Genomic DNA, 13,673 nt, shown 5'->3' with positions numbered 1-13,673 from the left:
CATTACTGTCCGCTTGGGCCGGCTGCGGCCCTCTGGTGGCGCTGAGTGACAGAGACCGTCTCGGGTCTGTGCTCACAAACAAAGAAAAAGGGCCCCCACCATTTCGGCAGAGGCCCCGTTCTCGGGTACGTCAGGCAGGCCACGTAACAGCGGCCTTGACGATTCCCTTCGTGGGCTTCGTCTCGTCAAAGTTGTTGTCGGTCTTCTTGGTGTCCATCCCCGGGAATCGCACGATCTTTCCGCCGTACAGGTGCAGGGTGTCGATGTAGTCAGCCCTGTACTTTTCCGACTGACCCTCACGGAAGCCGGTGAACTGGGATGCGTAGGTGGCGAATTCACTGTGCCCAGCCACGATGTCTACCCCCGTGGGCATGGCCGTGGTGGAAGCCACCGTGAACCCTGCCAGGCGAGCCACAACGCCATTGGTGGTCACACCGCCCTCACCGTAGGCCGCAGCGTTCGCAATGGCCGGGTGCTCGATGAGGTATCGCTTCACCTTCGGGGAGACGACTACGTAACGGGCATCCTCCGGGACGTCGTTGTCATCTAGGGCGAGCATCATGTCAAGGATTCCCGAGTAGAGAGCCTGGGGGATGCTTCCCGCAACAGGGGCGAGGTTCGCAAGCGTGGTAGCAGCGGAAGCAATCACATTGCCCATGAAGGTGTCAGCCTCACGAGCAAGAGCGCGGATCATCTGCTTATTGATCGGGGAGTTGAAGTCGTCCGAAGCGAGCTGCACCCGCTCTGTGTCTTCGATCAAGATCTGTAGATATTTCGCCTGAGTGATGGGAAGTTCCTGGTCCACCGTCTCAGGACGCTGTGCGGTCATGCCATCGGGCAACTTGTAGTCACCAACGGTGGGACGCAGAAGCGAGTTGATGTGGACAACGTCACCCTGCTTCCTGATCGTGCCCTCATACTTCCGGTTGCTCACCAGGCGGGAGCCCCAGACAAGCAGCGGATCGAACTGGGTCAGAAGCTCGGCATCCCAGATCTCAGGAACAAAGGTATGGGTAGAGGCATTCTGATACGTGAAAGCCATAGAGGGATCTCCTTCTTATCGATTGCGTGCGTCAAGGGAAACGTGGCGCTGAGGGATATGAACCTCATCGCCTTGGCGGCCAAGTCCGATCCCTTGTGTGTATCCCGGAGTCCGGGGCTGGAAGGGCTCAAGAACATGGGCTATGGCCTCGGTGGACGGCTGCCCGTCCTCTCCGAGGAGCTTGGAGGCATCCAGATAACCGGTGAATCCTTCTGGCAGGGTGATACCGGCTTTGGCGGCTTGAGTCTTCAGTTCAGCCTGTGCCAGTTTCCCGGAATACTCGCGCTGAATCTCGGCCGCGATGGCATCGGAAGGTTTCTGCACAGCTGACGTGTTGCTCTCACTCATGCCTCAATCTCCTTGTGCATGTCGAGTCGAAGCAATGAATCCAGGGCCTCAGCAATGCGCCGATGCTCGGAGCCGTCATCCTCGACGAGGGCAAGGAGAGGAACGCAAAGAATGCGGGTGACAGGAACCAGCATGCGCAGGCTCGGGCAGGTAGCCCCCGACTCCCACCGGTACACGGTTGAGGGCGATACCTGGAGCTCATCAGCCAGTTCCTCAACAGACAGACCGAGAGCAAGACGACGTGCGGTGAAGTGATGACGATTGAACATGCTTCTCCTAGCGAACTGTTGCCCGGATGCGAATCTGTGACCAAAAGAGAAAGCCCCGGCCTCCCGAGGTAAGAGGAGGCCAGGGCCGAGTACAGAGAATTCCTTGAGAACGTCTCTCACCATGTATGTACGTGTCCTCTGCGCCGAAACAGGACACCCAGGCCGGCGGCGAGGTGCAGATCACGCACTCTGGGGCGGAACAAATCTCATGTGTCGTTGGAGTCCAACTCCACTTGCCTGGGCTGGTGCAGGACCCCCAAAGGTCCTGGACCTGATCTCAGAAATGAGAGGAGGCCCCGACGGAAGGGCCTCCTTCTCACTACTATCTACGCTCTATGAGCTACTTACTACTAACTAAGTCCCCGCTGTACCGGGGAAATTGGACCCCCAAAGGGGTCACCTTGCTGCCAAGGCGGCAAGGGATATCCCCAAGGAGGTGTCTTGGTGTCTCGGGTCCGAAATTCCTGCGCTCCCCTGCCCCTTGGCGGATTGGTGTCCGTAACGGTGAGTACGTCGCCATGAGCCGACTCCGCCAAGGTCGGGTAATCCGCCAGGATGTCAGTTGAGGCAGAGAGGCGCAGATTCGCCGCCCTGCCCTTCTTCCCGTGCTGAGTGAAGAACCCCAGCCGCGTCAGCACGTCCCGGCATCGCTTCCCGGGATGATCCTTGGTGTTGTAGCCAAGCCGCTGAGCTATCTCGGTGTCTCCCGTGAACATCGCCCCGGTTCGGCCGTTGACGCATCGGAGCTGAACCAAGGCCCAAAGCAAATGTTCCCGCCGGAAATCGTCAGCCTCGGTGGCGATCAGCCCACCAGGCCCGAAAGCGTCAAGGAGTGCACGGCTCCATTCCTCCTTCACGTCGTAAGTGGCAGTGAGCAACCGGCGAGGCTTCGTCTCATTCACTCGGCCCCCTGCTCGTCCAGCCAACGGTCAAGGTCGCTCGGTCGACACCGGAGCGCCTGGCCCACCTTCCTGAACGGCAGTCTCAGGGCCTTCCAATTGCCGTACACAAACGACCGGGGCTTGTTCAAGTAGTCGGCCACGTCGTCAACGGTCATCAGCTTCGTGCGCATAGGTCCCCCTAAAAGAAAAGCCCCCAGTCGCCTGGGGGCTCATTAAGTACTGCTTCAGTAGTAGCGGACGTCAGTTCCGGCCGTCATCAGAATTAACGAAGGCCGCAAGGACCTGCGTGGTCTTCTCGGTAAGTTCACCGCCAGCCTTGCCCGCAACTGTGGTCAGGTAGCCCTCTCTTCGCGCGCGCTTGAGATGGTCCTTCACGGTTTCGGGACGGCGGCCGATGAGCCGCGCCAGCCATGGGACGGGAGCCTGAGCGCCCAGGTCGGCCATGGTCTTGTAAGTCGAGGCCAGCATGGCCAAGTACGGCTCTGACACACCTTCGTTGGTGAGCAACAGGCCCGCCGCCGACCCCGCTTCCTCGACCTTCGCCGTCACCTCCTCCATGCCTTGCTGAAGCTCAGGCGCCTTCTCTGCCAGCTTCATGGCCGCCGCAAGGTCGAGCCTCCGCAGAACAGTGGTGGAGATCCCACGCGCCACGTCACGCGTGGCGGAGCCCTCCGCTGCCTCGACAGTGATCCGCTGTGGCCCTCCGGTGATCGGTCCCGTCGGCCACCACATGCGGATCACCCAAGCCCCTTGCTCCTGGGTGATCTCGAACCCGCTCTCATTCGCTTCCACGCTTTCGAACGTACCACACAGGGTGAGCCACCCTGTGTTGACAACCCAGGGTGGACCATGCGCAGACTGGATCACGCCGGGCAACCGGCACGACGCCGGGCCGTCCGTGCGTCATCGACAGAGGGGGGCCGCCTCAGTGGCAAGGGCATGGGTCGCGCGATCCAAGGACGATCCGAAGAAGTGGACGACGTTCTGGTACGACCCTGACGGGAAGCAACGGCAGAAGACGTTCGCCACCAAGACGCGGGCAGACGACCAGCGCAAGCGCAAGGAACAGGAACTCGACGCCGGAACGTACCTCGACGATCGGTTGGGCAAGCAGCCGGTGACGGCCGTCTGGGAGCAGTGGACCAATCAAAGGAAGCTGGAGAACAGCACCAAGAAGCAGTACCGATCCATCCTCAACACGACCATTGAGCCGTTCTTCAAGGCCCGTTCGATCGTGTCCCTGAAGGTTGCCGACGTTGAGCAGTGGCTCTTGTGGATGGAGCGGGACCGGAAGCTCTCGGCCCGCACACGACGCCAGCGGTTCTCGTTCTTCTCCGGGATGATGGACTGGGCTGTCGTCAACGAGATCATCGGTCGGAACCCGTGCAAGAAGGTCAAGGGCGCGGGCAGCCGCGCCAAGGAGATCCGGGAGCACAAGAGCACCGCCCGGCGACTCACGACGCGGGAAGTCCTGGCGATGCTCGATGCCGCTCCTCCGCGATACCGCGCGATGCTGTGGCTCATGGCCGGGTGCGGCCTGCGGCTGGGTGAGGCCATGGCGGTGTCCCGCGATCAGATCGACTTCAAGGCCGAGACGCTTCGCGTCGACTTCCAGATTGCGGAGGACGGAGACACCGCATCGGGGAAGAACAGCGCGATCCAGCGTCGGCACATCAAGGCTCGTGACGAAGGCGAGCCAGGGCGTTCCGTCCCCCTCCCGCCGAACGTCGCGTTCGAGCTTCGGCGGCACATCAAGAACCACGGCGTATGGGGGCCGGAACGGCTCCTCTTCCCCAACGTGACGAGGACTGGCTACCTCTACGCGTCGTACTTCTACCCGAAGATCTGGATGGAGGCTCTGGGCAAGGGACAGGTGAAGTACTGCAAGGCTCACTCGCTCCGGCACTACTACGGGTCGCGTCTGCTGTACGCCGGAGTCCCCGAGAACGACGTGGCCGACTGGATGGGCCACAGCAGTACTGACGTGCTCAGGGAGCACTACCACTACATCTTCGAAGGGGCCGAGCAGCGCGGCCGTGCAGCCATCGCAACCATGCTGACGCCCGGCGCGGACGACCCCACGGAGGCGACAGAGGTCGCCTGATCCACGTACGACAACAGCCCCCGGCAGCACGCCGGGGGCTGTGTTGTTTGTGCAGGTCAGTGGCTGTTTTCAGCCCGACATCTGCCCAGGATTCCCCCAGCATGACGCCCAGGAACGGCCTTGATCGGGCCGCAACGGGCAGAAAGCCGAGGGTGTCCCTCCGGACCTTCGAAACAGCTTCTGACCTGCAAAAACCCTGCTAGGGCAGGTTCCTCGCCATCACGATCCGCTGAACTTGGTTCGTGCCTTCATAAATCTGCGTGATCTTGGCGTCGCGCATCATGCGCTCGCACGGGTAGTCACGGGTGTAGCCGTAGCCGCCGAGGAGCTGGACGGCGTCCGTGGTGACCTCCATCGCCACGTCCGAGGCGAAGCACTTGGCGGCGGCGCCCAGGTAGGTGAGGTCGGCGTCGCCGCGCTCGGAGGCGGCCGCGGCCTGGTAGGTCAGGGCGCGGGCGGCCGAGATCTTCATCGCCATGTCGGCGAGCATGAACTGGATGCCCTGGAAGTCGGCGATCGGCTTGCCGAACTGCTTGCGCTCCTGGACGTAGCCCTTGGCGTAGTCGAGGGCGCCCTGGGCGATGCCGAGGGCCTGGGCGGCGATGGTGATGCGGGTGTGGTCCAGCGTCTTCATCGCCGTGGCGAAGCCGGTGCCCTCCTCGCCGATCATGCGGTCGGCCGGGATGCGAACGTTGTCCAGGTAGACCTCGCGCGTCGGGGAGCCCTTGATACCGAGTTTCTTCTCCGGGGCGCCGAAGGAGACGCCCTCGTCGGACTTCTCGACGACGAAGGCGCTGATGCCCTTGCTGCGCTTGGTCGGGTCCGTGACCGCCATCACCGTGTAGTACTCGGAGACGCCCGCGTTGGTGATCCAGCGCTTCACGCCGTTCAGCACCCAGTGGTCGCCGTCGCGGACCGCCTTCGTCTTCATGCCGGCCGCGTCCGAACCGGCGTCGGGCTCGGAGAGGCAGTACGAGAACATTCCCTCGCCCTTGGCGAGCGGCGTCATGTACTTCTTCTTCAGGTCCTCGGAGCCGGAGAGGATCACGGGCAGGGAGCCGAGCTTGTTCACGGCCGGGATGAGGGAGGAGCTCGCGCAGACCCGCGCGACCTCCTCGATCACTATCACGGTCGCCAGCGCGTCCGCGCCCGCGCCGCCGTACTCCTCGGGTACGTGCACCGCGTGCAGGTCGTTCGCGACCAGCGCCTCCAGCGCCTCCTGCGGGAAGCGGGCCTCCTCGTCCACCGCGGCGGCGTACGGCGCGATCTTCGCCTCGGCCAGCGAGCGGATGGCGTCACGGAGCATGTCGTGCTCCTCGGACGGGCGGTACAGGTCGAAGTCAGCCGATCCGGCCAAGGTCTCTCACGCTCCAAGGACGCTGGGTTGCAAGTGCGATGCTGGCGCTAATTACCGTTAAGTAACTCAAATTTTAGGGGTCGGCTCACGGGAGTGATACGTGAGCTTGGCGACAGCGGGGAAGTTGCCCGTCAAGCCCGCCGACTATGCTCAGGCCCGCACTGCCCCGTCCTCGTTCTCTGGAGTCTCCATGGCCCTGAAGATCACCGTGATCGGTACCGGCTATCTCGGCGCCACACACGCCGCGGCCATGGCCGAGCTCGGGTTCGAGGTCCTGGGGCTCGATGTCGTCCCCGAGAAGATCGAGATGCTTCAGCGGGGCCAGGTCCCGATGTTCGAACCGGGGCTGGAGGAGCTGCTGCGCAAGCACGTCGCCGGCATCGAGGGGTCCACCGGGCGGCTGCGGTTCACCATGGACTGGGCCGAGGTCGGGGAGTTCGGTGATGTGCACTTCGTCTGCGTCAACACTCCGCAGCGCCATGGCGAGTACGCCTGCGACATGTCGTACGTCGACGCCGCCTTCGCCTCGCTGGCCCCGCATCTGAAGAACGCCGCCCTCGTCGTCGGCAAGTCCACCGTCCCCGTCGGCTCCGCCGACCGCCTCGCCGCGTACCTCGCCGAGCACGCGCCGGCCGGCGAGGACGCCGAGCTGGCCTGGAACCCGGAGTTCCTGCGCGAGGGCTTCGCCGTCGAGGACACGCTCCAGCCGGACCGGATCGTGGTCGGCGTCCGCAGCGAGCGGGCCGAGAAGCTGCTGCGCGAGGTGTACGCCACGCCGGTCGCCGACGGCTCCCCCTTCGTCGTCACCGACTTCCCCACCGCCGAGCTGGTGAAGACGTCCGCCAACTCCTTCCTCGCCACCAAGATCTCCTTCATCAACGCGATGGCGGAGGTCTGCGAGGCCGCCGGCGGCGATGTCGCCAAGCTCGCGGAGGCCATCGGGTACGACGACCGGATCGGCCGGAAGTTCCTGCGGGCCGGGATCGGCTTCGGCGGTGGGTGTCTGCCCAAGGACATCCGTGCCTTCATGGCCCGGGCCGGTGAGCTGGGTGCCGACCAGGCGCTGACCTTCCTGCGCGAGATCGACTCCATCAACATGCGCCAGCGCGGCCAGATGGTGGAGCTCGCCCGGCAGGCGCTGGGCGGTGGGCCCTTCCTGGGCAAGCGGGTCGCCGTGCTCGGCGCCACCTTCAAGCCCGACTCGGACGACGTACGGGACTCGCCCGCGCTGAACGTCGCCGGGCAGATCCACCTACAGGGCGGCCAGGTCACGGTGTACGACCCCAAGGGCATGGTGAACGCCCGCCGTCTCTTCCCCACCCTCGGCTACGCCGACAGCGCGATCGACGCGGTGCGGGGCGCCGATGTCGTCCTGCATCTGACGGAATGGCGGGAATTCCGCGAGCTGGATCCGGCGGCGCTCGGTGAGGCCGCGGCGGCGCGGGTCATTCTCGACGGACGCAATGCCCTGGACCCGGAGCTGTGGCGGAAGGCCGGCTGGACTTATCGGGCGATGGGGCGGCCGACGGCCTGAAAACGGCCGGCTCTTCGGCAGGAGAATGCAACATCCGCATGGCCCCTCCCTTCGGCGGAGGGACCGAATGCTGCCTGCGACGCCCACGCCCAGCCCTTGCCGGGCCCGCGCGACGACATATGCCGTTCTCCTTGAAATCCCCACCCGCCGCCGAATTCTATTCGAGTAGCGTGAGGGAACAGAAAAGGCCGTCCGCGAATTCTCCACAGGCCGCATTGCGCGGAATAGCGGCGATCTCAGCCGGTCTCACAGTGGGGGTCCCCCCGAAAGAGAGGCACCGCAACAGCCGTTTAACTGACGCGTAGCCGCGCGGAATTCGCGCGCCACTCCACTGGTCGGCGTTCGCCCGTTTGAACGGACCATGCCAGGAGTGATCATGCCCCTGTTCCGCCGGGCTCTGTGGCCGCAGGACCACCGCGACGAACTGGTCGCGGGCGCGCTCGTCGGCGCCGTGGTGGTCGTGCTGGGGTATGCGTCGGGGATCGGCGCCCCGGCCGCCTCCTCCGCCACGACCGCCACCCCGCCGCCCGCGGCCACCTCACCCTCGTCCCCGGACGGGACCGCCCCACCGCAGACCCCGGGCGACGCCTCAGGGAGCGGGGCGGCAGGGGCCGGAGGGCTGCCCGTCACCGGCGTCGCCCATCCCGGCGTCACGGGCATGGACCACACCGACCACACCGGCCATGGCGACCATGGCGGCTCACCCACACCGACGCCCTCCGGCTCCGCGCCCCCGCCCTCTCCCTCCACACCGGGGACCACCCCGCCCACCGACGACGCCGCCTGTACGGACGGCGAGGTCCGGCTCGCCCGCCCCCTCCTGACCGGCCTCACCGAGCCCGTCTTCGGGCTCCTCAACCCGGCGGACGACGACACCGAGGCCCCCGAACCGCAGCCCTCCCCCTGTCTCGGGCTCGCCCCGCTGCCCTCCCTCCTCGGCGGCATCGGCCCCTCCCCGGAGGCGACGCCATGAGCCTGCGCCGAGTCCTCGTCCTCCTCGTCCTCACCCCGCTCCTCTATGTCCTGCCGGGCACGACCCAGGCCTCCGCCCACACCGAGCTGGTCACGTCCAGCCCGGCGAACGGCGCCGAGCTGAAGCGGGCCCCCGAGCACCTCACCCTCACCTTCGACGAGCCGGTCGATCCCCGCGACGTACGCGTGATGACCCTGGACGGCGACCGGCTGCCGGTGTCCGTCGTGCCCGGGCACAAAGGGAAAGTCGTTCGGGCCGCCCTCGGGCACCCGGCGGACGGGGCCTTCTCCGTCGTCTGGTCGGTCGTCGACGAGGAGGACGGGCATGCCTCGTCCGGGCGGCTGGACTTCGGCCTCTCCGCGGTGCCCACCACCCCTGACCGCGGCGACGAGGCCGCGCCCGCAGCGTCCCCCCTGGTGCGGAAGGGCCTCGTCGCCGCCCGCTGGACCGGCTATCTGTCGCTGGCGTTGTTCGTCGGGGGCCTCGCCTTCGTCACGCTGCTGTGGCCGCGCGGCGCGCACGAGCCGCGGGCCCGGGCGCTGCTGGGCCTGGCCTGGACGTGCGGGCTGCTGGCGTCGGTGGCGGGCATCGGCCTCCAGGGCGCCTACGCGTCGCTCGGTGGCCTGCGTGACGCCCTGCACGCCGGGACGTACGCGGACGTCCTGACCACCGGGCCCGGCGTCGTGCTCGCCGCCCGCGTCCTGCTGTGGGTGCTCGCGGCGGTGGTGCTGGCCGCACTGCTCCAGGGCGGGCCCCGCACCTCCCGCTCCCCCGGCTGGCGGGTCGGCGCGCTCGCCGTCTGCCTCGGGCTGCTGCGGGCGACCGGCATGGCGGGCCACAACGCCGAGGGCAGCGAGCCCACTTGGGGCGCGATCGCCGACCTCGTGCATCTGCTCGGTGTCTCGCTGTGGACCGGCGGGCTGGTCATGCTCGCGGTGGCCGTACTGCCGCGGCGGCGGACCGGTGAGCTGGCCGCGGTGGTGCCGGGCTACTCACGGCTGGCGGCGGTCAGCGTGACGGGCATCGTCGCGGCCGGGCTGGTGCTGGCGTGGCAGGTCGTGGGGTCGTACGACGCCCTGCTGCACACCTCGTACGGGCGGTTGCTGCTCCTGAAGACAGCCGTGCTCGCGGTCGTCCTGCTCGCCGCCCTCGCCGGCCGTCAGTGGGTGCGCACCCGCCTCGATCTCGCCGTGCTGCTGCGCGGCGACGCCGCCACCGTGCGGCCCTTCGGTTACTCGGTCGCGGCCGAGACGGGGCTCGTCCTCGTCGTGCTCGCCGTGACGAGTCTGCTGGTCACGACCAATCCTGGCCAGTGAACTCCCAGGAAAATCAAAGGAGTTGTGGTGAAACGACGTAATGAGAGCGACGCGGGACCACGCCGCCGGGCGCCCTCGGGCAACCGGGGTCTGCTGGTCGCCGGGCTCGGTGCGGCACTGACCGCGGTGCTCAGCCTGGGGCTGCTCCAGGCCGCCTCGGGCACCTCGGCCTCCGGGACCTCCACGGCGGACGCGGGCGCGGCTCAGGCGCCCGCTGCCGCCGCGGCCCAGGCCCGGCCGGCCGCCGATGCGGCGCCGGACCACCAGGTCGACATCATGAACAACAAGTTCGGCGACGGGAAGCAGCTCGTCGTCGAGGTCGGCGACACGGTCCGCTGGACCAACCACGACAGCGTGCCGCACACGGTCACCACGACCAAGGGGCCGAAGAAGTTCGACTCGGGCACGCTGGAGCAGGGCGACTCGTGGTCGTACACCTTCACCACGGCCGGGACGTACGAGTACTACTGCGCGGTGCACCCCGACATGGTCGCGTCCGTGAAGGTCGTGGCCGCCGACGACGGCGGGTCGTCGGGCGGTTCGTCCGGGGGTACCTCGGGCGGTTCCGGCGGCGGCTCCTCCGGTGGATCCGGCTCCGGAGGCGGCTCGGGCGGTACGTCCGGTGGCACTACCGGCGGTTCGTCGGGCGGTACGTCCGGTGGCGCGTCGGGCGGTACGTCCGGCGGTGGCTCCGGTGACGACGACGAGCAGTGCACCAGCGCCCGGGACGTGCTGCTGCCGATCCTCCAGCACCTCAACGCGGCGCACCTGGAGCGGTCCCCGAGTCAGCAGGTGCAGGACGCGCTCGCGCTGGACGCGTACATCAAGACACACACGGTATGGATCGAGAGCATCCTGACTCCCGCCACCGACGGCGGTGGCACGGTCCTCGACGACACGCTCAGCGTGCTCCTCGACCACATCAACAAGGCGCACCTGGAGGAGTCGCCCGGGCAGCAGGTCGCCGATCTGCTGAACGCCGACAGTTACGTGCAGATGCACACGGTCTGGGCGGAGCACCTGCTCGCCCCCACCGAGGACTTCCTGACCGACAGCTGCTGACACCGCCCGCTGCTGACATCACCCGCGCGGAAGACGGACGCCGGTCCGGCCGAGGCTCAGTCGGCCGGACCGGCGCTCCCCCCATTGTCCCCGTCACCGCCGCCCTTCCGGAACCGCTTTCAAGGAGACCGGGATGACAACCGTCACCCTGCCCGTCGACCCGCCCCCGTCCGGGGCGCCCGGTCCGGCCCCCTGGCTGCCGCTGCCCGGACGCTACACCGTGGCACCCGGCCGCTCGCTCGTGGAACTCACCGCCCTGTGCGGCCCGTTGCCCGTACGCCGTCGCCGCCTCACCCTCGCGGACGCGTCACTCACGGTGCCGGGCACCGAAGAACACCCCGAGGAACACTCCACCCTCCGCTTCGAGTTCGACGACGCCCACCTCAAGGGCGTCCTCACCCTCGACCACGCCCATGAGAGCGCCGATACGGTCCAGCTGACCGGCGACCTCGCCATCGCCGGCACCGACTTCCCCGTGCTGCTGCGGCTGCGGGTCGTCGAGCGCGCCGACGACCGGCTGCTCGGCGTCGGTGTGGCCCGGCTGCCGTACCGGCTGCTGCGGCGCGCGACCGGCTTCCGGTTCGGCAGGCTGCGTCCCACCACCCGGCTGCGGCTGCTGGTCGCCGGGGAGTTCGCGTGAGGGCGGCCCGGCGAGCGGTCCAGGGGGCCGTACTCGTCCTGTCCGTCCTGCTCGGGCTGTTGTTCGCGGTGCCGGGCGATAGCGCGTCGGCGGCGACGTACCGGGTGGCCATGAGCGGGTACGCGTACCGCCCGGCGACCCTGACGATCCCCGCGGGCGCCACGGTGACCTGGACCAACCAGGACACCGCCCCGCACGACGTGAAGACCACGTCCGCCCCGGCCGCCTTCCACTCCCCCATGCTGAACAAGGGCGGCAGCTGGAGCTTCACGTTCACGACGCCGGGGACGTACGCCTACTACTGCACCGTCCACCCGAGCATGACGGCCCGGATCGTGGTCGAGGCGGCACCGACGAGGTCGGCGCCCGAACCGACGCACGAGCACGCGGGACCAGGGTCGTCCTCGGGCCATCATGCGACCGTGCCCGCTCGGCCGACGGCGCCGACTCGTTCGCCGTCCCCCACCCGCTCGTCTCCCTCTCCCTCCGTACGGCAGCCGCCCACCTCGTCGGCGGCGGCCGTACCGCAGTCGGCGCCCACACCGACCGCGGCGCCTCGGACCCAGGTCACCGCGTCGACAACCCGCCCGCTGGACCCCTTGCTGGTCCTGACCGGGATCGTCGCGGGGGTCGCGGTGCTGTGCCTGCTGCTCGTGGGGTCGCGGGCGTCCCGCACACGCGAGGAAGCGGAGGCGGACTAGCCGGCGTCCTTGGCCCGGTACCGCCGCATCTTCGCCCGCGCCCCGCACACCTGCATCGAGCACCACCGCCCCCGCCCCGCCGGGCTGCGGTCGTAGTACGCCCAGTGGCAGTCGACGGCCTCACAGGCCTTCAACCGATTCCACGAGCCCTCGACCAGGGCCCGGGCGATCACCACCGCCACCCGGGATGTCAGCGAGCCCCCGTCCGCGGCGACGAGGCCGGCCGAGCCGTCGGCCGCGTCGACCGCGACCACCAACGGCCCCTCCCTCAGCAACTCCCCCAACGGCGTCACCACCCGGTGCGGCGGATGCCCGGCATGTGCGAGAAGAGCCACCCGCAGGGACTCCCGCAGCTCCCGCGCCCCCGGCACGTCCGCTTCGGCCAGCCCGAAGCGTGCCCGGCCCTCCGCCGTGTCCAGCGAGTCGGCGCCCGACTCGATGTCCAGCGTGTTGACCAGGGACTGGACCAGCTCCAGGCCCCCGGGCGCGGGCGATCGCTCACTCATGGCTGCACGCTACCTCCCGCTGCTCCCCTTGCGACGTTACCTCCAATGAGGGAGTATGCGGTAACGGAGTTACCTCTTGCCGCACGGTATGGGTAACACGGACTTCAAGGAGGAAGTCATGGCCATTGCCGAACTGGGCGTCGTCGTCGTGGACTGTCCCGACCCCCGCGCCCTCGCCGGCTTCTACGCGCGCGTGCTCGGCGGCAGCGTCGAGGGGGAGGGAGACTGGGTGGACCTGAAGGTGCCCGGCGGGCAGTCGCTCGCGTTCCAGGCCGCCCCCGGGTTCGTACCGCCGAAGTGGCCCGCGCCCGATCACTCGCAGCAGTTCCACCTGGACCTGACCGTGGAGGATCTGGACGCGGCCGAGGCAGAGGTACTGGCCCTGGGTGCGAAGCCGCTGGACGCCGAGGACCGCTCGCGGACCTTCCGGGTTTACGCGGATCCGGCGGGGCACCCGTTCTGCCTGTGCGCCTGCTGATCATGCCTTGACCGCCGGGAGGACCCTATGGCCGCCGTGACCCGTCTGCGTTCCGTCGTCATCGACTGCCCCGACCCGCGCGCCCTCGCCCGCTTCTACGCCGGCGTCGGCGGCGGTACGCCGGAGGAGGACGACCCCGAGTGGGTCGTCCTCCAGCTCCCGGACGGGCCACGGCTGGCCTTCCAGCCGGCGCCCGGGTACACCCCGCCGGAGTGGCCGCGGGCCGACCGCAACTCGCAGCAGTTCCACCTCGACTTCGACGCCGGGTCCACCTGGGAGGAGGTCGACGCGGCTCAGGAGAAGGTGCTGGGGCTGGGCGCGCGGCTGCTGCAGGCTCAGGACAAGGACGACTTCCGGGTGTACGCCGATCCGGCGGGGCATCCGTTCTGCCTCTGCCGGATCGAGCACTCCTGATCCGGCACCGGCAACGGCTGTCCGTCG

Annotated in this window: 16 protein-coding genes; 9 read left to right on the top strand and 7 right to left on the bottom strand. The window is 67.9% G+C overall.

Features of this window, described 5'->3' with window-relative positions; genetic code table 11:
- Positions 1 to 130: 130 nt before the first annotated feature.
- The 5 genes from ACZ7L6_RS23040 to ACZ7L6_RS23020 all read right to left on the bottom strand — a co-directional run bounded on the left by ACZ7L6_RS23040 (position 131) and on the right by ACZ7L6_RS23020 (position 3,353).
- Positions 131 to 1,042, bottom strand: a complete 912-nt coding sequence (locus ACZ7L6_RS23040) for a hypothetical protein (RefSeq protein ID WP_471926740.1) — start codon at positions 1,040 to 1,042, stop codon at positions 131 to 133.
- 15 nt (positions 1,043 to 1,057) lie between these two features.
- Positions 1,058 to 1,390: a hypothetical protein gene (locus ACZ7L6_RS23035; protein WP_471926738.1), complete on the bottom strand. Its 333-nt coding sequence runs from the start codon at positions 1,388 to 1,390 to the stop codon at positions 1,058 to 1,060.
- Complete coding sequence (locus tag ACZ7L6_RS23030; protein WP_471926736.1) at positions 1,387 to 1,659, bottom strand: helix-turn-helix domain-containing protein; 273 nt, start codon at positions 1,657 to 1,659, stop codon at positions 1,387 to 1,389. Before ACZ7L6_RS23030 ends, ACZ7L6_RS23035 begins: the two co-directional genes overlap by 4 nt.
- 898 nt (positions 1,660 to 2,557) lie before the next feature.
- Positions 2,558 to 2,731, bottom strand: a complete 174-nt coding sequence (locus ACZ7L6_RS23025; protein ID WP_471926734.1) for a helix-turn-helix domain-containing protein — start codon at positions 2,729 to 2,731, stop codon at positions 2,558 to 2,560.
- A gap of 70 nt (positions 2,732 to 2,801) precedes the next feature.
- Positions 2,802 to 3,353, bottom strand: coding sequence for a hypothetical protein (locus tag ACZ7L6_RS23020; protein ID WP_471926732.1), 552 nt, complete (start codon positions 3,351 to 3,353; stop codon positions 2,802 to 2,804).
- Positions 3,354 to 3,375: 22 nt separating this feature from the next.
- Here ACZ7L6_RS23020 and ACZ7L6_RS23015 point away from each other — a divergent pair, with 22 nt between their 5' ends.
- Positions 3,376 to 4,665 carry a tyrosine-type recombinase/integrase gene (locus ACZ7L6_RS23015; protein ID WP_471926730.1) on the top strand — a complete coding sequence of 430 codons (1,290 nt, stop codon included), beginning with the start codon at positions 3,376 to 3,378 and terminating at the stop codon, positions 4,663 to 4,665.
- 199 nt (positions 4,666 to 4,864) lie between these two features.
- On the opposite strand, the gene ACZ7L6_RS23010 is transcribed toward ACZ7L6_RS23015, so the two are convergent.
- Complete coding sequence (locus ACZ7L6_RS23010) at positions 4,865 to 6,022, bottom strand: acyl-CoA dehydrogenase family protein (protein WP_471926728.1); 1,158 nt, start codon at positions 6,020 to 6,022, stop codon at positions 4,865 to 4,867.
- A 190-nt stretch (positions 6,023 to 6,212) separates the two neighbouring features.
- Here ACZ7L6_RS23010 and ACZ7L6_RS23005 point away from each other — a divergent pair, with 190 nt between their 5' ends.
- The 6 genes from ACZ7L6_RS23005 to ACZ7L6_RS22980 all read left to right on the top strand — a co-directional run bounded on the left by ACZ7L6_RS23005 (position 6,213) and on the right by ACZ7L6_RS22980 (position 12,248).
- On the top strand, positions 6,213 to 7,556 hold the full coding sequence (locus ACZ7L6_RS23005) for a UDP-glucose dehydrogenase family protein (RefSeq protein ID WP_471926726.1): 1,344 nt from the start codon (positions 6,213 to 6,215) through the stop codon (positions 7,554 to 7,556).
- A gap of 376 nt (positions 7,557 to 7,932) precedes the next feature.
- Positions 7,933 to 8,529: a hypothetical protein gene (locus ACZ7L6_RS23000; protein WP_471926724.1), complete on the top strand. Its 597-nt coding sequence runs from the start codon at positions 7,933 to 7,935 to the stop codon at positions 8,527 to 8,529.
- A complete protein-coding gene (locus ACZ7L6_RS22995; RefSeq protein WP_471926722.1) occupies positions 8,526 to 9,845 on the top strand; it encodes a copper resistance CopC/CopD family protein in 1,320 nt (439 codons plus the stop codon). Before ACZ7L6_RS23000 ends, ACZ7L6_RS22995 begins: the two co-directional genes overlap by 4 nt.
- A gap of 27 nt (positions 9,846 to 9,872) precedes the next feature.
- The gene (locus ACZ7L6_RS22990) at positions 9,873 to 10,907 is read left to right on the top strand and encodes a cupredoxin domain-containing protein (protein WP_471926720.1); all 1,035 of its coding nucleotides are present in this window, start codon (positions 9,873 to 9,875) and stop codon (positions 10,905 to 10,907) included.
- 133 nt (positions 10,908 to 11,040) lie between these two features.
- Entirely contained in the window at positions 11,041 to 11,547 is a 507-nt protein-coding gene (locus tag ACZ7L6_RS22985; protein WP_471926718.1) for a hypothetical protein, read from the top strand.
- Positions 11,544 to 12,248, top strand: coding sequence for a cupredoxin domain-containing protein (locus ACZ7L6_RS22980; protein ID WP_471926716.1), 705 nt, complete (start codon positions 11,544 to 11,546; stop codon positions 12,246 to 12,248). The genes ACZ7L6_RS22985 and ACZ7L6_RS22980 overlap by 4 nt, the downstream gene beginning before the upstream one ends.
- On the opposite strand, the gene ACZ7L6_RS22975 is transcribed toward ACZ7L6_RS22980, so the two are convergent.
- Complete coding sequence (locus ACZ7L6_RS22975; RefSeq protein WP_471926714.1) at positions 12,245 to 12,754, bottom strand: CGNR zinc finger domain-containing protein; 510 nt, start codon at positions 12,752 to 12,754, stop codon at positions 12,245 to 12,247. The two genes, ACZ7L6_RS22980 and ACZ7L6_RS22975, sit on opposite strands and share 4 nt — an antisense overlap.
- A 118-nt stretch (positions 12,755 to 12,872) precedes the next feature.
- Here ACZ7L6_RS22975 and ACZ7L6_RS22970 point away from each other — a divergent pair, with 118 nt between their 5' ends.
- Both ACZ7L6_RS22970 and ACZ7L6_RS22965 read left to right on the top strand, forming a co-directional pair.
- The gene (locus tag ACZ7L6_RS22970) at positions 12,873 to 13,232 is read left to right on the top strand and encodes a VOC family protein (RefSeq protein ID WP_471926712.1); all 360 of its coding nucleotides are present in this window, start codon (positions 12,873 to 12,875) and stop codon (positions 13,230 to 13,232) included.
- A 27-nt stretch (positions 13,233 to 13,259) separates the two neighbouring features.
- Positions 13,260 to 13,646 (top strand): VOC family protein, encoded by a 387-nt coding sequence (locus tag ACZ7L6_RS22965; RefSeq protein WP_471926710.1) that lies wholly within the window; start codon positions 13,260 to 13,262, stop codon positions 13,644 to 13,646.
- Positions 13,647 to 13,673: the final 27 nt, after the last annotated feature.

The organism is Streptomyces sp. NPDC107522 (genome assembly GCF_055657525.1).
Note: the sequence above shows the minus strand (reverse complement) of the source record. Positions and strands in the feature narration are given on the sequence as shown.